17 protein-coding genes are annotated in these 25461 nt (G+C 39.3%); 9 read left to right on the top strand and 8 right to left on the bottom strand.

The features are described from left to right. Nucleotides 1-15: 15 nt before the first annotated feature. The 3 genes from RMZ43_RS24310 to RMZ43_RS24300 all read left to right on the top strand — a co-directional run bounded on the left by RMZ43_RS24310 (nucleotide 16) and on the right by RMZ43_RS24300 (nucleotide 3370). Nucleotides 16-1077 (top strand): WD40 repeat domain-containing protein, encoded by a 1062-nt coding sequence (locus RMZ43_RS24310; protein ID WP_322653214.1) that lies wholly within the window; start codon nucleotides 16-18, stop codon nucleotides 1075-1077. 78 nt (nucleotides 1078-1155) lie between these two features. Continuing rightward, entirely contained in the window at nucleotides 1156-1428 is a 273-nt protein-coding gene (locus tag RMZ43_RS24305; RefSeq protein ID WP_322653215.1) for a hypothetical protein, read from the top strand. Nucleotides 1429-1768: 340 nt separating this feature from the next. Then, a complete protein-coding gene (locus RMZ43_RS24300; RefSeq protein ID WP_322653216.1) occupies nucleotides 1769-3370 on the top strand; it encodes an NAD(P)H-quinone oxidoreductase subunit N in 1602 nt (533 codons plus the stop codon). Between the two features lie 207 nt (nucleotides 3371-3577). Here the strand turns inward: RMZ43_RS24300 and RMZ43_RS24295 are convergent, their stop codons facing one another. The 5 genes from RMZ43_RS24295 to RMZ43_RS24275 form a co-directional block, all read right to left on the bottom strand. After that, the gene (locus tag RMZ43_RS24295; RefSeq protein ID WP_322653217.1) at nucleotides 3578-4960 is read right to left on the bottom strand and encodes an ATP-binding protein; all 1383 of its coding nucleotides are present in this window, start codon (nucleotides 4958-4960) and stop codon (nucleotides 3578-3580) included. Between the two features lie 83 nt (nucleotides 4961-5043). Then, nucleotides 5044-5586 carry a methanogen output domain 1-containing protein gene (locus RMZ43_RS24290; RefSeq protein WP_322649382.1) on the bottom strand — a complete coding sequence of 181 codons (543 nt, stop codon included), beginning with the start codon at nucleotides 5584-5586 and terminating at the stop codon, nucleotides 5044-5046. Between the two features lie 279 nt (nucleotides 5587-5865). Continuing rightward, nucleotides 5866-6909 (bottom strand): sensor histidine kinase, encoded by a 1044-nt coding sequence (locus tag RMZ43_RS24285; RefSeq protein WP_322653218.1) that lies wholly within the window; start codon nucleotides 6907-6909, stop codon nucleotides 5866-5868. Between the two features lie 6 nt (nucleotides 6910-6915). Beyond that, complete coding sequence (locus RMZ43_RS24280) at nucleotides 6916-8067, bottom strand: FIST signal transduction protein (RefSeq protein ID WP_322653219.1); 1152 nt, start codon at nucleotides 8065-8067, stop codon at nucleotides 6916-6918. Between the two features lie 46 nt (nucleotides 8068-8113). Further along, nucleotides 8114-9433 (bottom strand): hybrid sensor histidine kinase/response regulator, encoded by a 1320-nt coding sequence (locus tag RMZ43_RS24275; RefSeq protein WP_322653220.1) that lies wholly within the window; start codon nucleotides 9431-9433, stop codon nucleotides 8114-8116. Nucleotides 9434-10144: 711 nt separating this feature from the next. Between RMZ43_RS24275 and RMZ43_RS24270 the strand changes: the two genes are divergently transcribed. Beyond that, complete coding sequence (locus RMZ43_RS24270; protein WP_322649386.1) at nucleotides 10145-11107, top strand: terpene synthase family protein; 963 nt, start codon at nucleotides 10145-10147, stop codon at nucleotides 11105-11107. Between the two features lie 206 nt (nucleotides 11108-11313). Then, nucleotides 11314-12711 carry a cytochrome P450 gene (locus RMZ43_RS24265; protein ID WP_322649387.1) on the top strand — a complete coding sequence of 466 codons (1398 nt, stop codon included), beginning with the start codon at nucleotides 11314-11316 and terminating at the stop codon, nucleotides 12709-12711. A 127-nt stretch (nucleotides 12712-12838) separates the two neighbouring features. Here RMZ43_RS24265 and RMZ43_RS24260 read toward each other — a convergent pair whose 3' ends face one another. Together RMZ43_RS24260 and RMZ43_RS24255 are read right to left on the bottom strand one after the other, a co-directional pair. Next, nucleotides 12839-18556, bottom strand: coding sequence for an AAA family ATPase (locus RMZ43_RS24260; protein ID WP_322649388.1), 5718 nt, complete (start codon nucleotides 18554-18556; stop codon nucleotides 12839-12841). Nucleotides 18557-19256: 700 nt separating this feature from the next. Then, nucleotides 19257-19952: a response regulator gene (locus tag RMZ43_RS24255; protein ID WP_322649436.1), complete on the bottom strand. Its 696-nt coding sequence runs from the start codon at nucleotides 19950-19952 to the stop codon at nucleotides 19257-19259. A 439-nt stretch (nucleotides 19953-20391) separates the two neighbouring features. Here RMZ43_RS24255 and lipA point away from each other — a divergent pair, with 439 nt between their 5' ends. After that, complete coding sequence (lipA, locus tag RMZ43_RS24250) at nucleotides 20392-21312, top strand: lipoyl synthase (protein ID WP_322649389.1); 921 nt, start codon at nucleotides 20392-20394, stop codon at nucleotides 21310-21312. A gap of 172 nt (nucleotides 21313-21484) precedes the next feature. Further along, nucleotides 21485-21622, top strand: a complete 138-nt coding sequence (locus RMZ43_RS24245) for a photosystem I protein PsaX (protein WP_322649390.1) — start codon at nucleotides 21485-21487, stop codon at nucleotides 21620-21622. 21 nt (nucleotides 21623-21643) lie between these two features. Here RMZ43_RS24245 and RMZ43_RS24240 read toward each other — a convergent pair whose 3' ends face one another. After that, nucleotides 21644-22510, bottom strand: coding sequence for a branched-chain amino acid ABC transporter permease (locus RMZ43_RS24240; protein WP_322649391.1), 867 nt, complete (start codon nucleotides 22508-22510; stop codon nucleotides 21644-21646). Between the two features lie 205 nt (nucleotides 22511-22715). Between RMZ43_RS24240 and hrmK the strand changes: the two genes are divergently transcribed. Further along, on the top strand, nucleotides 22716-24560 hold the full coding sequence (hrmK, locus tag RMZ43_RS24235) for a hybrid histidine kinase/response regulator HrmK (RefSeq protein WP_322649392.1): 1845 nt from the start codon (nucleotides 22716-22718) through the stop codon (nucleotides 24558-24560). Between the two features lie 69 nt (nucleotides 24561-24629). After that, nucleotides 24630-25457, top strand: coding sequence for an ATP-dependent sacrificial sulfur transferase LarE (gene larE, locus RMZ43_RS24230; protein ID WP_322649437.1), 828 nt, complete (start codon nucleotides 24630-24632; stop codon nucleotides 25455-25457). The last annotated feature ends 4 nt before the right edge of the window (nucleotides 25458-25461 follow it).

Raw genomic sequence — 25461 nt, 5'->3', positions numbered from 1 at the left:
TCCCCCTTTACAAATATGAACTCCACAACCAGCAAATCTAAGGAATTTGAACAACACTATTCGGGGACACTTTCAGATTATGTAACTGCGATCGCTTGGTCGCCACAAGGTAAAACTTTAGCAGCAACTTCTGCCGCCGGTGAAGTAGTTCTGTGGAATGATGGCGAACTCACAAGTTTACAAACTGGTAATGGTAAATCAGTAGACTGTCTAGCTTTTTCACCAGATGGAAAATTTTTAGCCGTTGGTGGACAAGATGGACAGGTGAAAATTTGGCGTAACACTGAATTAATCGCCACGTTGTCAAATGCCCCCGCATGGGTTGACAAGCTAGCTTGGAATTACACCAGTAACCTACTAGCTTTTAGTTTGGGGCGTTACGTCCAAGTTTGGGATGCAGATACTCGTGAAATTGTCGTAACGTTGAATTTCGACAACTCTTCAGTACTGGGTATAGATTGGCGCATTGACGGACAATACTTAGCCATTAGTGGTTATAAGGGAGTGAAGATTTGGCATAGTCAAAACTGGGATGAAGAACCATACAATTTAGATATGACTACTGTCAGTTTAGCTATGGCTTGGTCGCCCGATGGTAAATTCCTCGCTTCTGGCAACATGGATCGTAGTGTCACCGTTTTGGAATGGAACAATCCCGACCCTTGGGTAATGCGTGGCTTCCCTGGTAAAATTCGCCAATTGGCATGGTCAGAAGCTATGACGAAAGTGGGTGCGCCAATACTGGCATCTTCAAGCGTTGAAGGTATTGTGGTGTGGGAAAAGCTAGAGGATGATTCTTTAGGCTGGGAAGCGCGAGTATTAACTAATCATGTGGGCGTAATTAATGCGATCGCCTTTGCACCTAAAAGCTTCCTTCTCGCTTCTGCTGCTGCTGATGGCTGGTTGTGTTTGTGGAACAAAGCTAAGGAAGTATCCCAAATTATCACAGGTGTCTCAGCAGGTTTTTCTACCCTCGCTTGGCATCCCCAAGGGAAGTTACTAGCTGCAGGCGGTGAACAGGGCGAATTAATTGTATGGTCAAAGGTTTTGCGGGGTCAAGGATTCGGGCGTAGTTAAGCAATACTCAGTAACTAAAGTTGAACATGGTCAAGTTATTAGCTATGCTGTATCAGCAAAGGTTTCTTTGTGAAAATTATGAACATAGTCAAACTGATTTTACTTGCCTGTCGCGCATTTTTGGTATCTATGCTGCTGGTAGTCAATCCAGCACACGCATCCAGCCTGAAATCTCCTTATGCTACCCAAATTATGACGGTAGTATCTACACAACAAATTCCTGATCTGGCAATACCACACTTGATTCAAACATCTAATCCGATTGTGGATCAACTTGGTTGCAATTGTGCCAACTGTGTTCAGTCTAAATTTCAGTTGCTACAAGGCAAGCTACCATCAGTAGGTTTTTAATAAACTTAGGAATTATGAATATTGTAGGGGCACGGCATTGCTGTGCCCTTATTAACTTTATGAGCTTTTTGTCCGTGGCGATCGCCCACAGCACACACTTGTTGCGGCATGATTATTTATGATATTCGCTAAAGGTTACGCCTGAAAAACGAAGTAGGAAAATTGTTAGATGAATTCCTAAGTACGGAGAAAGCTGTTGGTAAGTTAGTAAAGTTGATGCAATCGCCATCTGCACCCAAGCTGTTAAGCTCTTGTTAAAAGAGCTAGTCTGGGGATTAGAAAACTTGCTAGAGTGAACAGAGTTAGCCTTAATGTCTAATCCCCAAAACCTATACATCTCATGGATTTTGCTAATATTGCATCCCAGCTAAACGCTGGAACGATTTTGCCAGAGGGGATTGTTATTCTCACCCTCTTGGGGGTTTTGATTGTTGATTTGATTTTGGGGCGTACATCTGGACGCTGGATTGGATATCTAGCGATCACAGGTTTATTTGCCTCGATTGTCGCCCTATATTTTCAATGGGATGCTCCTAATCCCATTGGTTTTACTGGTAGCTTTAACAGTGATGACCTGAGTATCGTCTTTCGCGGTATTATTGCCTTGTCTGCGATCGCCACTATACTGATGTCAGTTCGCTACATTGAACAGAGTGGCACTGCTTTAGGAGAATTTCTTGCTATTTTGCTGAGTGCTACTTTAGGGGGGATGTTTTTATCCGGGGCTAGTGAGTTGGTGATGATTTTCATCTCCTTAGAAACCCTGAGTATTTCCTCTTATCTGTTGACAGGTTATACCAAGCGCGACCCCCGTTCTAATGAAGCGGCGCTGAAATACTTGTTAATTGGCGCTTCCAGCACAGCAGTATTTTTGTACGGTGTATCACTCCTGTATGGACTATCTGGAGGACAAACTGAACTAAGTGCGATCGCTAATGGCATTGCCACAGCTAAAGTCGGTCAATCTTTAGGTTTAGTGATTGCGTTGGTTTTTGCGATCGCAGGTATTGGCTTCAAAATCTCCGCAGCACCCTTCCACCAGTGGACACCAGACGTTTACGAAGGCGCTCCCACCCCAGTCATCGCCTTTTTATCTGTCGGTTCCAAAGCAGCTGGGTTTGCCCTAGCCATCCGCTTGTTGACAACAGCCTTCCCCCTTGTTGCTGAAGAGTGGAGGTTTGTCTTCACTGCTCTGGCCGTTCTGAGTATGATCTTGGGTAACGTAGTTGCCCTAGCCCAAACCAGTATGAAACGGATGTTAGCTTATTCATCCATTGCCCAAGCTGGGTTTGTGATGATTGGCTTGATTGCTGGTACACAAGCAGGCTATGCCAGTATGATATTCTACCTACTGGTTTACCTATTCATGAACCTGTGCGGCTTTACCTGCATCATCCTGTTCTCACTGCGGACGGGAACTGACCAGATTGCTGAGTACTCTGGTTTATATCAGAAAGACCCACTCTTAACACTGGGGTTGAGTGTATCACTGCTTTCCTTGGGTGGTATTCCGCCATTGGCTGGGTTTTTCGGCAAGATTTACTTATTCTGGGCTGGTTGGCAAGCAGGTCTTTATTGGTTAGTCTTACTGGGCTTAGTTACCACCGTCGTCTCTATCTACTACTATATTCGTGTAGTTAAGATGATGGTAGTTAAAGAACCCCATGAAATGTCCGATTCGGTGAAGAATTATCCACAAGTGCGTTGGGATTTGCCTGGACTAAGACCTTTGCAGGTCGGGTTGGTGGTAACATTAATTGCCACATCTATAGCAGGGATTTTGTCAAATCCATTGTTTACATTGGCGAATAATTCCATCTCCAATACCCCAATTTTGCAAGCAACAATCAACACTAATGTAAAAGCAGAAAATTCCCTGCTTTTACCAAAGTTAGATTCGGTTAGTCAGTCTCAACCCTCAGTTGATACCACTAAGATTTAACCGAGTCTCAACCAAACTTTTTACTTTAAAGAAACGCCTGTTTGCTCAGTAGCAGACAGGCGTTTCTGATATCTTTTAACACAAATTCATACAGAATTGTTATTAGGTTGAGTTGAGTAACGAAACCCAACATTTTTGGTGCTAATAACTGATGATTATATTAATTTTTCGTAAAGCTATTAAATTAGTAATTAAATTTTATGAGACTTAGTAAATAGGTATCTTAATTACAAACTCTGAACCTTCTCCTGGATCAGAAAAACAGCTAATTTGTCCCTTATGTGTTTCAACTATAATCTGATAGCTTATAAATAGTCCTAATCCAGTACCTTTGCCCACAGCTTTAGTGGTAAAAAACGGATCAAAAAGCTTTGAGTGAACTTCTTGATTTATTCCCAAACCATTATCAGCAATACTAACAGTTATCCATTTTTCATCGATTAACTCAGTTTTAATTTCAATTTGGGGATTATTCTTTGTAAGTGTTTGATTGTAAGTAGTTTTTGGATTGACTTTTGACCACTGATCATTGACCATCAACGCCTCGAGCGCATCGATGGCATTAACAATAATATTCATAAATACCTGATTAAGTTGACCAGGGTAGCAAGTGACATTCGGTAATTGACTATATTTTTTGATGACTTTGATTTCTGGATATTCATGCCTAGCTTGCAGCCGATGCTCCAAAATCATTAAAGTATTATCAATACCTTCATGGATATTAACTTGCTTAAGTTCTGCTTCATCCAGTCTGGAAAAGTTGCGTAGAGATTGAACAACTTCCTGAATACGCTCTGTTCCTACTTTCATTGACTGAAAGAGTTTACTTATATCTTGAATCAGAAAATCTAAGTCTATTTCTTCTACATATTCTTGGATTTCTAGAGGAGTATTTGGACAAAAACGTTGATAAATTTGCACCAACTTTAGTATATCCTGACTATATTTCTGGGCGTAGTGAAGGTTTCCATGAATAAAACTGACGGGATTATTAATTTCATGGGCAATACCAGCGACCATCTGTCCTAAACTAGACATTTTCTCAGCTTGGATAAGCTGAGTTTGGGTAAGTTGTAATTTATTTAGTGTTTCTTGTAAAGCAGTTGTACGTTCCTCAACCCGAATTTCTAGCTCTTGATTCGCTTTCAAGAGTGCTTCCTCTGCCTGTTTACGTTTCTGAACTTCTTTTGCTAACTCATCAATTTTTTCGTTCAGGAGGACAAAATTACTGCTAGCTAAAGTTCTATTTTCCAAGCGTAAGAGAATTAAAGCTAAAGATTCAGGTGACCAAGGTTGAATAACTGCTCCTTGACTACGACATATTAACGTTTGTCCATCATTCTTTCGTAAAGTCAAGGAGCCAATAACCATTGCCCTGCTACTTGAACAAGCTTGCAGGTATCTTATAACATCATTAGCAGACTCAGCTACAAGTTCAAAGAGGGTTTTTCCACGCAGTTCTTGACGCCGTAACCCTAGCATATCTGCTACTGGTTGATTGGTAGCTAACAACTGACCATCACTACTCACTAAAAGTAAAGGTTCTGGTAAAACTCTAGCAAGTTCAAGAAATTGTTCAGGAGTCATGGGCTTCCAATTTCACCGTTCGGCTCTACTTTACATATCTGCGCTCAAGCTTATATCTTGAGGCTAGTTTAGTGGTGAAGGGTTTACACAGATTCTAGTCCTTTAAAGTATTCTCGACCTTCTGCATCTTCTGCCTCTTCTGTAAGTTTTAAGTAAATAATAACTCTACATCCAGAAGCACCCTGCGCTATGGTTTCTTGCAATTCTACTTTCGCATATCCCAGATTATTAGCTGCGATCGTTCCAAAAACGTTTGAAGTCATCATACACATGGCAGGGCGATTAATCACTTTTTCGGCAAATGGGCAGATGCGGTTGCCAAAGATAATTTTTTCATCATCCTGCTCAATGACATAAAAATCACCCTGGATTCGTTTTTTTAAATCAACCAAGACATCAGCTAGCTGCTGACGTGAAAGATTTGAGACTTCTAAGGCAGATTTGTAATCTTGGTTTAGCTGCCTAGCCATCCTTTCACCAACTACACTAATAAATCCAGAAGCTTCTTCTAAGCCAACTACGTCCTGTAAAGTACCAGATAATTCTCTGATTAATGTACGTAGAAATATATCGCGTTCTAAAGAAACATTAAGTGTAGCCATTGAGCCGTTAAGTACATTGGTCATAAATTTTGAAGACACAATTTTGGAAGTACAGTTCTAGAGTTCCCCAAAATACATCTAAAATAACTGCTTAATTTCCTTTGTCAAAGAATTTCATGCTTGCTTTTATCCGCTTGCTCACAATCAGGGTCAAAGTTTGCTATTTTTCATATATGAGTTTTGCCGCAAACTGTAATTAATTACGAATTATAAATCAAAAATCATTTGGTAACTATGAACTGCAACCACATTGAACATTTATTTATATTAAAATTAACTTGAATAATTAGTATGTTTACTACCTTAACAAATTGGAATTGTGATTATAAACTCCGAACCTTCTCCCAACACAGAATTTACTCTAAAAGTTCCTTTATGTTTTTGGACAATAATTTGATAGGCGATTGATAATCCTAATCCTGTCCCTTTTCCTACAGGTTTGGTTGTGAATAAATGGTCAAATATTTTTTGCTGAACATCAGCCGATATTCCTACACCATTATCTTGAATCCGAATCAATGCGTGATTTGTATCTTCAATTAGATTAGTATGAATTGTAATTTGATTTGGATTTGCCTTAATTTTTTCAAAACTTAGTCCAGAGTTAGACTCTTCTAAAGCATCAATAGCATTTGCCAATAAATTCATAAATACCTGATTCAGTTGTCCTGGAAAACATTTGATTGGAGGAAATTCGCCATAATGTTTAACTACTTGAATATCAGGACGAATCTTATTAGCTTTCAAACGGTGCTTGAGAATGATGAGAGTGCTATCAATACCTTCATGAAGGTTAAAAAAAACTTTTTGTTCTGTATCTGCTCTAGAGAAAATTCGCAAGCTACCGCTAAGGCTACAAATACGATCTGTACCTTCTTTCATCGAGGAAATTAGTTTAGGTAAGTCCTCGCATATATATTCGAGGTCAATCAACTTGATTGTTTTTTGAATTTCCTGAGATGCTTTGGGATAGGTCTGCTGATAAAGGTTTATCAGATATAATAAATTTTCAATATACTCTTGAGCTGGAGTCAGATTACCTGCTATAAAGCTAACTGAATTGTTAATTTCATGGGCTACATCTGCAACAAGACTTCCCAAGCCAGACATCTTATTCTGCATTATCTGAAGATTAAGAAGCATCATTTCTAGTTCCTGGCTTCTTTCTTCTAAGTTATTTTGATATTCCTTTAACTCCTCAATTACTGTTTTAAGCAAAGATTCTTTTTTTTGATTTATATCTTCAAGTTTTATCCGGTCTGATTCAGAACGTTCCAATTGCTTTTGGATAATTCTATTTGCTTTTTTTAGTTCCTTAATTTGTTGTTGATAATCCTCAATTTTCATCAGCCTTTACCGATTTCCCAAAATTAAAGTAACAAAAGTTTCATTGTGAAATTGCGTTTGGCTAATTCGATCTATAGGAGCAATTTCTCCGTAAGAATAAAATCCACAGGCAGGTAAATGGCCAGTCAGAGAAAGTTTGGTATTCTGATACTCCTCTTGCGCCCTCGTGCCAAGTATTTGCCGACGAGCTACACATGAAAAAAACAACACAGCACTCGGTTCTGTGCCTAAATAGTTATCCAAGGCATTCATAAATGATGATTTGGAAGCTGCCAAAATATCTTCATAAGCTGCTTCTGAAATTTGAATAACTGCTTGATCGGGAATATCTCCAAAAAAGGTTATGCTACCAGATTCTTGGTTATAACTAATAGGTGCTCTTATATAAAAATTTTTTCCATTCTGATCAAACACTGCTAGCGGATACTCCATCGAAGGAGGAAGTAAACCAAGATAATGATGATAAAAATCTAAAGCTGGCTTACCATCTATTTCATAGAGTATGTTCTTATCCACTTTAGTTACTTTACTTATTTGGCCAATAGGATGCCAACCACTTGCAACAGCGTGGGAAAACAATATTGTGCCGGAAAAAATTAGAATTGGTATAGAATCACTTAATACTTCTGTTTGAAAAAATTGATATGTATTTTGATATCTTGACTGATCGCCTGCCAAACCACCGAATATTGGCACATCTTGCCCAAGAGCTAGTTTTAAGCCATTCAATATAGACACACCACTAGTTGTGAGGCTCTCTGGATGAGTTAAGCATAGCTTTGGCTCGGCGGTACTTTTTGCTTTGGCTTCCTCCACAGCTTGTTTAGTTGCAGTAATTGGATCGCCTGAAACTTTGCGTCCAACTCCTGCATAAATTTCAACTTCGTCTGAGCAAAATAACATTAAGGTGATTGAGTCCTGCTGAAACTCTAAAACGGAAGAAATTTCTCCATCTGTTGTCCCACCAATCAACTCAATTCCCGGAAAAGCCTGATGGATTTTCTGCAAAATTAGAGAATGTTCAAAGTCAATTGCAGCAAAAATAATTCCAGCTTTTGGTATATCTCTTGCAAGAGAACTGACACATTGCTGAATAACTTCTTCAACTGCTGATAGAGAATCTGGATCGTTACTGTGACCAACTACTGCCTTAAACATAAATTTATCTGTATGAATAGATGGAGAATTATTTTTGCAATGATTTTCAAATGGGAAGCTTAATGATGAACTCTGAACCTTCTCCTGGTGCTGAACTTACTTCTAGAGTTCCTCCATGTTTCTCGACAATAATTTGACGAGCAATTGATAACCCTAATCCTGTACCTTGGCCCACAGGCTTGGTTGTGAATAAATGATCAAAGATTTTTTTCTGGACATCAGGTGACATTCCTACGCCATTATCTTTAATCCGAATCAAAATATGTTTTTTGTTTTCAGTAAGACTAGTCTGAATCAAAACTTGATTGGGATTTGCTTCAATTTCAATATAGGTGCGCCCTACATTAGACTCTTCTAAAGCATCAATAGCATTAGCTAATAAATTCATAAATACCTGATTTAGTTGTCCGATAAAGCATTCTATTTCTGGCAAATTATCGTAATCTCTAATTACTTGAATATTGGGATGATCCTCAGATGCTTTTAAGCGATGTTTTAGAATCATAATTGTGCTGTCAATGCCATCATGAATGTTGCAAGAAACCTTGCGATCGCTATCTGCTCGAGAAAAGTTTCTCAGACTGATACTAATGTCGCGAATGCGCTGAACACCCTCTTTCATTGAGGAAATTAAGTTAGGTAGATCAGCAAGCATATACTTCAAATCTATTCCTGCAATTTCCTCTTTAATTTCTGTAACTGGATTAGGATAATGCTGCTGATAGAGGTTAATGATATTAATCATGTCTTGAAAATATGCTGAAGCATGTTGGAGATTCCCATGAATAAAACTAACAGGATTATTAATTTCATGAGCAACTCCTGCTACTAATTCACCAAGGGCAGACATTTTTTCTGTTTGTACAAGCTGAAGTTGAGACTCTTGTAAGTCTTTTAATGCCCTAGACAAAGCTGCTGTCCTTTCTATAACTCGCTTTTCTAAATTTTTCGTGAGATTTCGTAATTGAAGATGGGTTTTAATTCTAGCTAATAACTCTTCTTCATGAAAAGGCTTGGTAATGTAATCAACTGCCCCTATATTTAGACCTTTTACCTTACTGTCAGTATCAGAATCTGCCGTCATAAAAATTACCGGAATATCACAAGTAGCTGAGTTTTGTTTCAGTCTTTTGCAGGTTTCAAACCCATCTATACCCGGCATCACTACATCTAATAGAATCAAATCAGGGGGGTTATATTCAACTTGCTTTATTGCACTTTCTCCATTATTTTCTGTAGTAACGTTAAACCCTACATTAGTTAATGTGTTAAAGACAATTTCTAAATTTGTAGTAGTATCATCTACCACTAAAATGAAACTATCTTCTGGTAAATGAAGCGTTTTTATATCTGTCTTGTAATTCATGTATTTAACTGAATTTAATTCCTTGTTACTTATTCACTATTGGCTGTGCAATCGCAGCTAAGTCACCTTTGTTTTGTTGGCGGGCTGACTGATAAATTTAGAGCCTAACAATCCTATAGTTCCCAAAAACTCTGACAACAGCAACATTCTCACACTAAATTGCTCTATGCGACCACAGGAGCGATCGCTACAGTATGAAAATGAACCCTAATCTTCCTTCATCTTGACTACACCTGAATATCCTCTTTCATGAAGGTGATTGGTTTTAAATTAGTCATTATTACCCTTGTTTTTTGAAAAAAGTAGTGTTAATGCAGCAAAATATTGCTACTGAAGAATCTTTTTAATGAAAGCGATCGTTATGAATTTAGTTATTAATACTCTTGTTGTTTCAGACAATTAGTGTTTATTTTGTAAAAATAAAATTACTCCTGTTAACTTCTCACTGATTTTGTAAGTTTATTATCTGTATTTATCCTGAACACGTATTTACGTAAATATTATTTTTTTAGTAAAAAATAATTCAGTATGATTTCGGTTATCTTTTTGAAGAAATGAAATCACAATAATCAGTTAAGTATTGGAAATTTTATATATTTTTAAATATCAAGATTTTGGCGTAAATATAATTTGCATCAAAAGGAAAAACATGGTGTTTAAAATTTTATTTCCAAAAATTGATGTTGTAAATTTTGAATAAATATATTGATTATGGAAAAATTAATTTCTTTAGATTTATACTGCCCTTTTTCGTCACAAATTAATAAAAATATTGATTTTCTGGAAGAGTATAGTCTTGAATGGGTACTTGGTTTCAATCTACTGGCAAATGAATCATCTTATCAGCGTTTCTGCAAGTCAAACTTTTTCTTGATGGCAGCTACTACTTATCCCTATTGCAACTTTCAAGAACTGAAGATAGCAAATGACTGGTTGAGTTGGCTATTTATTTGGGATGATCAATGCGATCTATCAGAGTTGAAAACAAAACCTGAATCTCTAAAAGCTATTCACAAGAGATTTCTAGAAATCTTGAATGGAGCAGAAGTTACAAGCTACGATATACCTCTTAGTCGCGCTTTAAGTAACTTACGAGAACGGATGCTTGAAAAAGCAAGCCTGAAATGGTTAAATTACTTTATCTGCGGCTTTGAGAAATATTTACACGGTTGTTTTGAGGAAGCAAATAACCGTGTAGATGGAATTGTACCCGATACCGACACTTATATTGCAATGCGTAGGTTAAGCGCAGGTGCAGATGTTGCCTTGCCATTAATTGAACTTTGTGATCAGTTGATAATTCCTGATTTTTTACGAAAACAGGATATTTTTAAACAACTTAATGAGATTACAAACAACCTTCTAGGCTGGTCTAATGATATCTTCTCATTGTCTAGAGAATTAGCAACTGGCCATGTTCATAATTTAGTATTTGTACTCCATTACCAACACAAAATTTCTTTAGAAGAAGCAATGAAGCTTGCTATGAGAATGCACGATAATGAAATCCAAAAATTGGTAGATTTGGAAGCAAATATTCCATCCTTTGGAAAAGAAATAGATCCTGAATTGGCAAAATATATATTAGGAATTCATGCTTGGATACGTGGTAACCTCGATTGGTATTCCTTCACTGCTCGCTACAAAACTGTAGAAATGCTGGAGCTAGCTTAATTTTAATAAAATAGTATAGCTTACAAATAAAAAAGAAAAGTTAGATTGACTCTATCCTTCCTTCATAAGCTCCAATCAATACAACTATGTTGATTATATTGATTGGGATTTTAAGTTTTGAAGCTTCATTATAAAACCTCATTTTAATACCATAGCAGAAAGAAGCAGTATAACTGTTATGTGATGACATTACCCCTTTCGATTAAATGCAACTACCCAATCTTCTGCAAACCCCTTCTTTTCTCCAAAAGCTTCAATGGGTTGCTGATCCTGTTCGGTATATGGAAAAAGCTGCTCAACAGTATCCCGACATTTTTACTGGTAAGATAATTGGTTTTGGAGATACTGTAGTATTCGTTAACCATCCCCAAGCAATTCAGGAAATTTTAACCAATGATAGAAATAAATTTGCTGCTGTTGGCAAGATGAACAAAATTGGGGAACCCTTAGTAGGGGAATATTCAGTTGCCTTACTAGAGGGTACTCGTCACAAACAACAGCGACAACTTGTGACGCCTGCTTTTCATGGAGAGCGAATGCAGGTCTATGGTCAAAGGATTTGTGGTCTGTGTACAAAGGTTTTTAATCAGTTACCACTAAATCAGCGCTTCTTGGCTCGGAACTTAACACAAGATCTAACCTTACAAGTCATTTTACAGGTTGTCTTGGGCTTGAATGAAGGAGAAAAACTTCAAAAACTTAAGCATCTATTGCCGCAGATGTTAGATATTTTTCAGTCACCTTTGAGTTCTAGTTTATTGTTTTTCTCATTCTTGCAAAAGGATTTAGGAGCTTGGAGTCCTTGGGGAAAGTTTCTGCGTGATCGCCAGCAAATTGATAAATTGATCTATGCTGAAATTAGCGAACGCAGGGAGCAAAATGATTCAGACCGCAACGATATCTTATCCATGCTGATATCAGCACAGGATGACACTGGTCAATCGATGACAGATCAGGAGTTGCGCGATCAGTTGATGACTCTAATCGTTGCTGGATATGAAACTACAGCAACAGCAATAGCTTGGGGATTGTATTGGATTCATCAAAAGCCCCTAATTCGTGAAAAGCTACTTCAGGAACTGGATACCCTTGGTGATTCTCCAGATCCCATGAGCATTTACCGACTGCCATATCTAAGTGCTGTCTGCAATGAAACCTTGCGAATTCACCCTGTTGTCATGTTCTCTTTTCCCAGAGTAGTACAAGAACCTGCCAAACTGTTGGGACATTCTTTAGAGTCTGGGACTGTACTGCTTCCTAACATTTATCTAACTCATCAGCGTGAAGACTTATATCCCCAACCGAAGGAGTTTCAACCAGAGCGCTTTTTAGAACGGCAATTTTCTCCTTATGAATTTTTGCCTTTTGGTGGCGGTGTCCGTCGCTGTATTGGCGAAGCTTTGGCTATATTTCAAATGAAGCTAGTATTAGCAACTATTCTGTCACGCTATCAATTAGAGCTAGTTGATCGACAAAGAGAACTGCCTCAGCGTCGAGGTTTTACCCTTGCGCCAGCCACTGGAGTCAAGATGGTAATTAAAGGGCAACGTGCGCCTCAACAAGAGGCAGTTTTTGCTCCCTTCCCCTTACTTCCTGCATCTTAATTGACTTCCGCTTTGCAATATTAGTGGTCTATTGCATTAATTTCGCAGGGTTGTAGAGACACGAAATTTCGCGTCTCTACAGGGTTTTGGTAACAAACTAATCAATCAGAACTTGTGGGACAGACCACTAAATATTTGACTGTTGCATTGGTATCTCAATCACAAACTCAGTCCCTTCTCCTAATGTGGAATCACAGGTTAAACTACCCTTGTGTTTGTCCACAATAATTTGATAGCTAATCGATAACCCCAAACCCGTGCCACTTCCTATCGGCTTTGTGGTAAAAAATGGGTCAAATATTTTCTGCTGCACCGCTTTCGTCATTCCAGAACCGTTATCGCCAATCCTAATTATCGCCGTATTAGAATCTGTTAGTTCAGTAAAGATGTGAATTTGTTTTACTTTACAAAAAGCTACTGACGCATCTATATCCTTTTTTATTTGTTCTTTGTCATTTGCTAATGATGGATGATCGATAACAAATGAATCTTCTAAAGCATCAATTGCATTACTCAGGATATTCATAAACACCTGATTTAGTTGACCAGGATAACAAATAACTTCCGGTAATTTTCCGTATTCTTTGATAACTTCAATTGCAGGAAGACCGCTCTTTTCTTTAAGGCGATGTTGTAAAATCATTAAAGTATTGTTTATTCCCTCATGAACATTTACAGGCTTCATCTCAGATTCATCTAAGCGAGAAAAGTTGCGTAAGCCTAAAACAATATCCCTTATCCGCGAACTCCCCACTTTCATTGAATCTAAAATCTTTGGCAAGTCTTTTACTAGAAAATCTATGTCAATCTCCTCAGCTTTATCCTCAACTAAGGGCGAAGTTTGGGGATATTCTTGCTGATAGACAGCTACTAAATCTAGTAGGTCTTGTACGTACTCACTAGCATGATTAATATTGCCATGAATAAAGTTAATAGGGTTATTGATTTCATGAGCAATTCCTGCGACCATTTCTCCCAAAGAAGACATTTTTTCGCTTTGAATCAATTGGATTTGGGTACGTTGCAATTCCTGTAGAGTTTCTTGTAAACAGTGATTTTTGTCGTTGAGTTCCTGCGTTCTTTCCTGGACTTTTTCTTCTAAAGTATGGTTGTAATCTTCTAAACTTGCTTTAGCTTGTGCCAAATTTTTGTAAAGGATAGCATTCTCTAGAGATATTGCTGCTTGAGTTGTGAGGAGTTTGAGAACTTCTACGCGATCGCTTGTAAATGCTCCTGTAGTCAGATGATTTTCTAGGTAAAGAATCCCAATTAATTTACCTTGATTTTGAAGAGGTATAGATAACAAACTTTTAGGGTCTTCAGTAAGAATGTAGCTATCACCTGCTAAAAAAGGAATAGTACTTATATCATCAATAACCAGGATTTCTCTGGAGCGTTTAACATAGTTAATTAAAGTAATAGGAACATCGTAGCTTAACTCAAGGCAAGTTGATGGAAACTCAGTGTAGGTACGATCAAAATGCGAATTTGAACACACCACTGTGACAGTTAATGCTAAGTTATCACCTTCACTCAAAATTAAAGCGCATTTAGAGGCTCCTGCATTCTCCATAACAACTTCCATTAAAGTAGAAAGTAGTGGTTCAAGCTCGATTTCCCCAGAGAGGGCTTGAGATGCTTTAATGAATGCGGCTAAATCCAGAGAGTTAGAAATACTTCTCTTCGAGCTAATAACAGTTTGTTGATTACTTAAGGTAGGTAAAGCTGATATAGAGATGTTATTTACAGAAGTGGTTTCATCGCTAGGATGGATACTCACTTTTTCTTGCTGGAGTATAGAAGTAAGTAATTGGGGATAACGTTTTGTTAAATCGTTAACTTTGGCTAACGCTCCCCAATGAATGTAGCCATAATAGGCATCAGTTAGGTAGGTTTGGGCGATCTTCTGTTTGCCCCGTTCTAGATAAAATTTAGCGGCAAGTTCATTGGCAAGAGCTTCTTCGTTGATGTACTCATATTCTTTAGCAAAGGCGATCGCGCGATCGTAATTATCCATTGCCTCTATATATTGATTGAGAACTCGATGCCGTTCTGCCTCAACTAAATAAAACTTATGCAAATAATTCATCGGGGCATAAGTTGACCAGTGCTGCATCTTTTCTTGATTGACAGCAACCTTATTTAAGATTTGTTTTTGTTCAGATTTCTCAACATCAAAATAAACTGCCAGTCTAGCTAGTGAATCATAAAAATGGAATATAGGAAAAACTAACTGTCCTATCCCACCATGCAAATAATTTTCTGCCAAGTTAGCATTTTCAACTGCTTGAGGGTATTTCTGAAATAGGCAACAGAGATGCAGTTTAGTTGAATACAAATATAACAGTCCCATGCCGTCGTTTGCTTCCAGGTGAGTCGGCAACATTTTCTCTTCATCGTAGGCTTCACCAATTAAAAGATGCGGATTTTCCGTAGTACCTATCAAGTTCAAGACACTCTGCCGATAAATCGCGCTCCAGTTAAATACTGTTTCTTGCTTGATTTGACCGATGGCACTGTTGTAAATTGCCATCTCCTGTTCCAGTCCGGTCAGTTCTCTACTGACAAAATATGAACAGTAGCAATAAACATTAAGAGCATAGGCTGCATATTCTAAATCTCCCGTTTCTAGTCCAGCAGAGTATGCTTCCAGCAAAGGTTTTAAGTTTTCCTTGGCATGTTCCTTCCAATGCCGGATAGCAGCATTAAATACCTCTATGACCTTAGCTTTGACTTCTTTAGCATTAAAGCGAGTTAACAAACTTGCAGCCAGTTTTCCAAATTGATAGCCAAACTCAATATCTCCTACTACCCCGCAGAGTATTACCCCATAAGCTACATAGGCATAGGCTGATAAGGAAGTGTTACCGTATTTAAGTGATAAATTAATCTGTTTAAAAGCAAACAAGGGATAAAGTACAGGAAAAGCTTGATAGGCATGACCAAGGGCGCTTGATAGAATACGCATAGATGCTAAAGCTTGCTCTTGTGTCATTTCAGGCAGGTCAACTAAACCCTCAATATGCCTGCCGCTAAGATTTAATGTTAACTCTGCCATTGCTAGCTGAATATCTGACTGGCTTGGATGCTCAGGAAACTCCACTCCCAAAAGTTGCAAAAAGGTTAGGGCAGTATTCACAGCCTTCAGTGCTTGGTTCTGTGCCCCATAAGCCTGAATTTTGACTTCATAAACTTTTACTTTTTCTAGCAGTGGTTTGCGTACCAACACCACCTCTGCCAATTCCTCCATCTGTTCAAAGTTGCCAGCTAGGTATGCTGCCTCTGTCGCAGTTTCATATAAAGCCAGGGTGAGATCATGTTTCATTTCCCAACTATCACCTGCCAGCAGTTTGATGCCAATAGTTAAATACTTAACGGCCGCAGGATAAGCTGTAGATGCTAAAGCTTTACGTCCAGCAACTAGATTCATTTGGGCCAGTTCATATCGTTTAGCTTGAGGGGAGACAAATTCTACTGCGATATTAAACTGATTGACAAGCTCAAAAATCCTTTCTTCTTGTTCTGCAACTGGAATATTATTCAATAAAAGTAGCCCAATTTTTAAGTGAATTGGCTTTTTTTGTTCTTCGTGAATCAAAGAATAGGCGGCTTGCTGTACTCGATCGTGTACGAATTTATATTTAGGTAGCTGTAAATTAGAAATTGAAAATTGTGTAGATTCTATCCCATCAACAATTAAGTCTTGATCAGTATTATCTCTCGAAAATATGTTGTAATTTTCAGTTTGTGGTAAAACTAGCCCATCAATTAATGCTTGCCACAAGTCTGATGCTGTATCTACTATAGATTTTTCATTGGCGATCGCCAGAGTTTTTAAGTCAAATTCATTACCAATACACGCAGCAACTTTCAAAACTTTTTGGGTATATATTGGCAATTTCTCTATTTGTAGAGTGATAAATTTTACAACGTCATCTGTAAGAGCCAATTCTTGGACTTGGAAAATATCATACTGCCAATAACCAACATCAAAGTTTAATACAATTAGCCCATTATCATGTAAAGACTTAAGAAATTGAACGCAAAAGAATGGGTTGCCTTTAGTTTTGGCAAATACCATCTGAGTGAGAGGAAGTGCAACTCCTTCAGAACAATGCAGAGTATCAGCAATTAGATGATTTAAATCACCCTGATTTAAGGGTGCGAGGGCGATCGTATTAATAGTTGCTCCTGCTTTTTGAATTTCTTTTAGTGTCAAAGAAAGCGGATGTGCCTTAGAAACTTCATTATCTCGAAAAGAACCAACTAACAGTAATCCTCCCTTATTTTCATACATCTGTTCTGTCTCTTCTGAAGCATAAGACAACTTACTTTCACACATTAATAACTGAATTAATTTCAAAGATGCCGTATCTGCCCACTGCAAGTCATCGAGAAATAAAACCAGGGGATGTTCTTTCGTTGTAAATATTTGGATGAATTTTTGAAACAATAAATTGAAGCGATTCTGGGCAGCACTGCCAGATAGTTCTGTAACCGGAGGTTGCTTACCAATAATCTGTTCTAGCTCAGGAAGTACATCAATAATCACCCGAGTTTGTGTACCCAACTTCAAGAGAATTTTGGCTTTCCATTGTTGAATTTGGGCATCATTTTGTGAGAGCAGTTGTCCAATTAAGTCTCGAAAAGCTTGCACCAATCCTGACAAAGGAATGTCACGTTGAAACTGGTCAAATTTCCCTTTGATGAAGTAACTACGCTGACGCACAATAGGTTTGTGGATTTCATTGACTACAGCAGTTTTGCCAATGCCAGAGAAACCCTTGACTAATATCATTTCTGTTGCGCCTTCTGTCACACGCTTAAAAGCTGCGAGTAGGGTTTCAACTTCACTTTGGCGACCATAAAGTTTTTCAGAAATTACAAAACGGTCTGAAATATCTCTTGCACCTAATTCAAAGGGTGTAATATTTCCTCTTTCTTGCCATTGGTTTTGGCACACCTGCAAGTCATGCTTTAACCCCAAAGCACTCTGATAGCGGTCTTCGGCATTTTTTGCCATCAGCTTGCTGATAATATCAGACAAAATTGGTGGAATATTAGAGTTAATCCGACTGGCTTTTAGCGGTTGTTTGGCAATGTGAGAGTAAATTAACTCCATCGGATCTTTTGTTGTGAAGGGTAACTGTCCGGTGAGGAGTTGAAAGAAGGTGACACCGAGGGAATAAAAATCAGTGCGATAGTCAATACCTCGGTTCATCCTTCCGGTTTGTTCTGGAGAAATGTAAGCTAGGGTACCTTCTAATACGTTGGGATTCGTGAGAAATTGAATTTCTCTTGGTAGGAGAGTGGCAATACTAAAATCGATGAGTTTTATTTCATCTGTGGTAGGGTTTATCAGAATGTTGGCAGGCTTGATATCTTTATGAATAATCCGTAGGCGTAGCTCGCCTTCTCTACGAGACGCTCCGCGAAAGGTATCGCAGTGTAGTCCTTCAAGGATAGAAGCAATTTTAATAGCAATAGGGAAAAACTCATTAAGGGAAAGCCAGTTTTCCTTCTTTTCTTTATCCTCTACTCGCCAGTCTTGCAAGGAAATACCACCAAAATCTTCCATCACTAGGACGTAGCTGTTACGGTAGTTTTCTAAGCTATAGGTTTTGACTATGCCAGGAAGATCAAGGTTTTTAGTGATGATATATTGATTGCGGAACTGGGCGATTTCGCTGAACGTAGGATATTCATTCCGCATCAATTTGAGAACGACTGGTTTTTGATCTTGTTCTCTAATGCCCCGATAAACTAGGGTTTTACTACCTGAGTAGATTTGCTCGGTGATACGATAGCCAGGAAATGCAGTTAATGTATTTAATGCTACTGACATTACGGGGTATGCTCATAATTTTTGTTTATATGGCTTAGTATTCCCCTGCGAAGGCTATGTATATCATGAAATAGGCATTTTATTTAAACAAATAAAATTTAAACATATCCTTTTTTAGTAAATATTTCATATTGAACTATGTGATTATGCTTTGATTTTTTAACAAAATTATGTGCTGTAGGGTGCTTTATGGATTTCATCCTAACGCAGCATTCGTAAGGATTTAGTGCCGTACTCTCGCAGCTACACACCTAAATACAGCATGGTCTATTTACGTACTTTACCGCCGTAGGCATCGCAGTGATAATTCAGAAAAGCTTGAAATAACCTCAAGCTCGTTAATTCACATAATTCACATAACGATGCATTTATACAGTGCGTAAGTCCTACAAATAAAAAAAGCCTGCCGTTCTTCTTAGATTAAGAGCAAACTGCGGCAGGTTTTGTGGGTATTGGGCTGCTTTTCTAGACTGTCAACCTCTTCTACCAAGACGCTGTTCGCGTTCTGGGAATTCAAAATTCAAAATTTCTAGAAGTGCAGATAATTGCTAGTTATGTTTTCCTGCTTTTGAATTTTGTTTTCAACGATGATTTGTCAACATAAGTATTTTTGAACTAACTATTTTTACCCGCTTTTAATCGGACACCCGTATTATAAACGGGGTATTTTTAGCTGCGATAATAATAATGAGTACAAATGCTACTTTATTTTTTGTTTAATAAAGGTCACAACCTGAGTAAGCTGTTTCTTCAAGCCATCGATTTCAGCTTGCATTTTGACAATTTTCTCATTTAATGCACTAATTTCTGCATCAGAGGCTCCTCCAGCAGTAGGAGTTGCGTTGCTTGCCGCCGTAGGCATCGCAGTATTTGCAGCAGTAGGAGTTGCGTTACTTGCCGCCGTAGGCATTGCAGTATTTGCAGCAGTAGGAGTTGCTGTAGCAGTGGTTACACCAGAAGTTGCAACTGTGCCATTTTTGACACTAGCGGCTCCTACTGGTACTAGTTCTGGGCGTGGCAGTTTCGCCTTGGTCATAGCTAACTTAATTGCGTTAATTAGTTGCTTCTGATCAAAAGGCTTACCCAGAAATTCAAAGTATTCAAAGGGTTCTGTGATTTTCTCAGTCACCTCTTCCTTGCGACCAGACATGATCACTAAAGGAATTTTTCTTAATTCAGGATCGGCTTGAACTTTCTGGAAAACTTCCCAGCCACTCATTTTAGGCAACAGGAAATCCAGCATAATCAGGCTGAGTTTTTCCTGAAGAATGAAATTTAGTCCTTCCAAACCATCTTTTGCTTCCAGTACCTCAAAATTGCCCGGAGGCAACATTTCTCGTACTTTTACCCTGACAACTGTAGTGTCATCGATAACTAAAATCTTGTTGCTTGCCACGACTGTTTGCTCTAACAGAAACTTTAAGTGTAAATAGCGGCTTTGCCGATTGTCATTGAGAATTCCCCCACTATATACAAAATTTTTAGCAATTGGGGGATAGTATATTTCGGTATAAATGACATTCCTAGAGGTATTTTGCAAAACTTTTGCTTCTGCTATTTTCAATTTGTGTCATGGTGATATTTAAGGCTCTGGCTCTGTTCTAGGGGATAAGGGACATGCTGATACTGAGACATGGGGACTTGATGAAGAGCATCCTCGTGTCTATTCTTATCTATCATTTGTTAATTAACAGACTATCAGCCTATATCCGTATTTTGCTTAGATGTCTATAGGACTCGTATTTGATTTTTACAAAAAATCAGTACACCCCAAAAAGGCTTCTTCCCTATTCCCTAGCTAAACAAATAATTTCAAAATCAAAACGGACTACTATATGATTTCGTCACAACGAGCCGAACTAAAGTCTGAAATTACGGCAATGCCTAGCTGGTTACGTCGTCCTATTGGCAAAGCCAGTGAAATCTCTACCGTACAACGTATTATTAAGCAGCGCCAAATTCACACGATTTGCGAAGAAGGGCGCTGTCCCAACCGGGGCGAGTGTTATGCCCAAAAAACTGCAACTTTTTTACTGATGGGGCCTATTTGTACACGCTCTTGTGCTTTCTGTCAAGTAGATAAAGGTCATGCACCGATGCCTCTTGATTTAGAGGAACCTCAAAAGGTAGCCCAAGCGGTGCAGCTTTTGGGATTGCGTTATGTAGTGCTGACTTCTGTAGCCCGTGATGACTTGCCCGATCAGGGTGCAGGGCACTTTGTGGAGACGATCGCGACTATCCGCCAATTGAACCCAGAGACTCAAATTGAAGTGCTGACCCCTGATTTTTGGGGTGGTGCTGGTGTTGGGGAATCAGGTCAACGCCAGCGAATAGCCATGATTGTAAAAGCCAAACCAGCTTGTTTCAATCACAATATCGAGACAGTAAAACGGTTAACTGGGCCAGTGCGCCGGGGAGCCAAATACGATCGCTCCCTTTCGGTACTAGCTATGGTCAAAGAAATCGATCCGACAATTCCCACCAAATCAGGTTTGATGCTGGGACATGGAGAAACACTTGATGAAGTCGTTGAAGCAATGGCTGATCTAAGGGCTGTGGGGTGCGATCGCTTGACTATGGGGCAGTATATGCGCCCATCTTTAGAACATCTGCCAGTCCAAAAATATTGGACTCCAGAGGAATTCCATCGACTCGGCAGATTAGCATGGGAAATGGGATTCAACCATGTTCGTTCTGGGCCTCTGGTTCGCAGTTCCTATCATGCTGGAGAGGAGGGAGTGGGGAGTTGGGGATGAGGGAGCAGGGGGAGCAGGGGAGGCAGGGGAAGAAATAACCAATGCCCAATGCCTAATTCCCAATTCCCAATGCCCAATTCTTAACTTCACACAAATATTCTTAAAGAATTTGAATATTTGGTACACCAGTTTGGTATTTCTTAAAAAGTCATGACATAAGGAGAATCGCATTATGACTGCTAAAAACAAAGATTTACCAGTTGCCGACAGTGGAGCTAAACCTCCCTACGCCTATCGCACAGGCTGGGCACTGTTCTTGTTAGCTATCAATTTCCTGGTAGCAGCCTGGTATTTCCACATTATTGAATAATTAGAAGTGGAATGGTGCTGCTCAAATCGTTCCTTTGAATAAACCTTTGGGACGAATGAGCAGCACCAAAATCATGATGAACAGGGCTACACCCTGTTTATACTGCGAACCCAGCCAAGGAGTGCTGATTTCCTGGACGATACCAATGATAAAAGCTGCTGCGATCGCACCGTAAGGGTTGCCAATCCCACCAAGAATTACTGAAGCAAATAATGGTAAAATTAAGAACCATCCCATATTCGGTCGAACGGCTGTAATCAATCCATACATACTGCCGCCCAAGGATGTAAGACTGCCAGCAATTACCCAAGTCCATAAAATTACACGGTCAACATTAATACCGGAGACCCTAGCTAAGTCTAGATCGTCAGCAACTGCTCGCATCGCTTTCCCAATTTTGGTATTTTGCAACAGGTAATGCAGTGCCAAAATTGCTAACACCGCCAAACCCAATACCAATAATTGATTTTGCGGCACTTTTAAACCCGCAATGTCTAATGCTGGTGTAACAGGTAAATTATAATTTTGGTTCTTGCCACCCCAGATAAAAATAATGCCGTTGCGAAGAAATAAGGCAAGTCCGATAGAAATAATAATCAGCGTAGTGGAAGTAGCACGGATAAAGCGCATCTTTGACCATAGTAACTTTTCCGATAACAGCATTGCTGCTACAGTTCCCACCGCCGCCAGGATCATTGACAGCCAAATATTGACTCCAATAGTGTTTATCAGCCATGTCAGATAGGCTCCAAGAGTGAGAAAATCACCATGAGCAAAGTTAGATAGCCGTAAAATTCCGTAGGTAAGAGTGAGTCCGACTGCTGCTAGAGCAATAATGCTCCCCACCGCAATCCCATTAACGATTAATTGGGCGAATTGTGTGTCCATAAGCCTTACGTTGCTTTAAAAAATTTTACGTCAGTGGTTCGTATAATAATTTTTTTACAAGAGATGCTAAATTTAACATCATAAGTTATGGTTTATAACAACATAAGTTATGGTTTATAAATAAAAAAGAATTGTCAGTTAATATACATAGAATCCTTTTCGGATTCTTATGCGAAGCTAAACTAGTTCAACGGTCTAGTTGACCATGCAGCAGTACTCAAGCTTACCAGACCATAACTCACAGATAGATGTAAGGCCAAAACCTTTGACAACAATTGAGCAACTTCGCGCCAAGTTATGGCTGGAGAGCAGCTTGAACCAGTTGCAAAGTTGCCTTAGTGATTGCCTACTTTCTGCTTGTAACACTGTCTCACAGGCAGGAGACGCAGAAGCAAAAATTCTCCAAACTGTAGTTCACGAGATTAACAGTGCTGTGAACAGCAGTAATTTGGCGGTTACAGATTGTGCCGTAGGCATTGCTTTGTTTGAACCACAAGCAACTGTTGCCACAGTTTGCTATGTTTCGTCTTCTCTGCCCTCAAACTCACAACCTTTATTTCTAGAATTGCTGACAGCAGAAAAAAAGCTGCTGTTGAGATTACAAGAGGTCATAGAACTCGAAGATTTGCAGCAGCTTGAAAATCAACAACCACCGAGCGCTTGGCGGTTAGCTGATGATTCTGGCAACGTCATGGGTTGGCTAATTATCGCCGCCGCACCCCTAAACTCTGCTCGTGATTCGCTGATAAAATCATTTGCTCAACTCAGATCCCAATTGATGGCAAGGTGTGCCAAGCATTGTACAACAGCCTTGGTACAACTTAGACACATTCTATCTTGGCAGCAACGGCATCAAGAGTTAAATAACTCTAATCAAGAATTGGAGCGCACCAATCAACTCAAAAATCAGTTTTTGGCAAACACCAGCCACGAAATTCGCACACCCCTTAGTTCTATTATTGGGTTCACCGACTTCCTTTTAACCCCAGGATTTGAACCAACTCAAGAACGCCAGCAAGAGTATTTAAATATCATTCGGTCTAGCGGCAAGCACTTGCTAGCTCTGATTAATGATATTTTGGATCTCTCTAAAATTGAAGCAAATCAGATGGAAGTGCAGTGGGAAACTATTGATGTGCCAATGCTATGTAGAAATGTTTTCGCACTGGTGAAAGAGAAAGCTGCTAATAAGGGTTTGAAACTCCGTTTAAAACTTGACCCCAATATCACAACCCTAGTAGCTGACCCCTTGCGGCTCAAGCAAATGCTGTTGAATTTACTCTTCAATGCCCTAAAATTCACCAGCCAAGGAAGTGTTGGCTTAGAGGTTGTTCCCAAAGGTCTATTTGTGTATTTTACAGTTTGGGATACTGGTACTGGCATTTCTCAAGAAGACCAAGCTCAACTGTTTGAACCCTATTTCCAAATTGCCAAGGCTGTCGCTGGTGGTGAAGGTACTGGTTTGGGTTTAGCAGTAACTCAAAAACTCGCCCAAATTCATGGTGGTTCTGTGAAAGTGGAATCTGAAGTAAATTGCGGTTCCCGTTTTACCCTTATACTTCCCTTTAAGCAAGATGAGGGAGCAGGGGAGGCAGGGGAAGCAGAGGAAGCAGGAGAAGAAAAATCCTCCTTATCTCCTTTGCCTTTGACTACTAATTCTTCTGTAGATATTTTGCTGGTCGAAAATGACTTACCCAACGCTCATTTGATGCAAATTTATCTACGTAAATTGGGATATCAGGTGACTTGGGTTAAGAATGCTGCCGAGATGTGGGAAGCTTTACCACAGTTAGACCCAGTGGTGATTTTGATGGATGTTCATCTGGCAGATGGAAATGGTCTTAAGTTGGTACAGCAACTGCGAGAAAATCAGCAATATCGGGCGATTCCGGTAATTGTTCAAACAGCAATGGCAATGAAAGGCGATCGCGAAACTTGTCTAGCATCTGGAGTAAATGACTATATTTCTAAACCAATTGATTTACCACTTTTAGCCAGTCTGATAGCTAAATACAGCAAACCACCAACAACAGGAAAATTAGGGCAGTAGAGTAGCAAAGGGAAATGACTACAATAGAAACTGTTGGGTGCTATAGGGTTTGGGCAGGATTGGGAAATGATGCTGACAGAAAAATTTGAGCAATTAAAAGCCTTATTTCAAGAAATGGAGCAGGCGTTGATTGCCTACTCTGGGGGCGTTGATAGTACTTTGGTTGCCAAAATTGCTTATGATGCGTTGGGCGATCGCGCTTTAGCTGTGACGGCTGTTTCTCCTTCACTTTTACCAGAAGAGTTGGAAGATGCCAAAATTCAAGCCGCAGCTATTGGGATTCCTCATAAAATCGTCCAGACTCACGAGATGGAAAATCCTAATTACACCTCTAACCCGGTTAATCGTTGTTATTTTTGCAAAAGTGAATTGCACGACACTCTCAAACCTTTGGCTTTAGAGTTAGGTTATCCCTACGTGGTGGATGGGGTAAATGCCGATGATTTGCATGATTATCGCCCAGGAATTCAGGCGGCGAAAGAAAGAGGTGCGCGATCGCCTTTAGCAGAAGTTGGTCTTAGCAAGGTTGAAGTTAGACAACTTTCGCAACAACTCGGTTTACCTTGGTGGGATAAACCCGCTCAACCTTGCCTCAGTTCCCGCTTTCCTTATGGTGAAGAGATTACTGTAGCTAAATTACAACGAGTTGGTAGAGCAGAAATTTTCTTAAGAAAGCTAGGTTGGCAGAATTTGCGCGTGCGATCAGAAGGAGATACAGCACGCATTGAATTACTACCAGAACAAATTAAAGAGTTTGTCTTAACTACAGATTTACAAAAAGTGGTTTCTGTATTTCAGGATTTCGGATTTCTTTACGTAACCCTGGATTTAGAAGGTTATCGTAGCGGTAAGTTAAATCAGATTTTGAATCGAGAAGCCTTGGGCGTTAAATTATAATATT

Origin of the sequence: Nostoc sp. CmiVER01 (assembly GCF_034531135.2) — a bacterium.
Lineage (GTDB): Bacteria > Cyanobacteriota > Cyanobacteriia > Cyanobacteriales > Nostocaceae > Nostoc.
The sequence above is the reverse complement of the archived record's forward strand: the minus strand, read 5'-3'. Positions and strand labels throughout refer to the sequence as shown.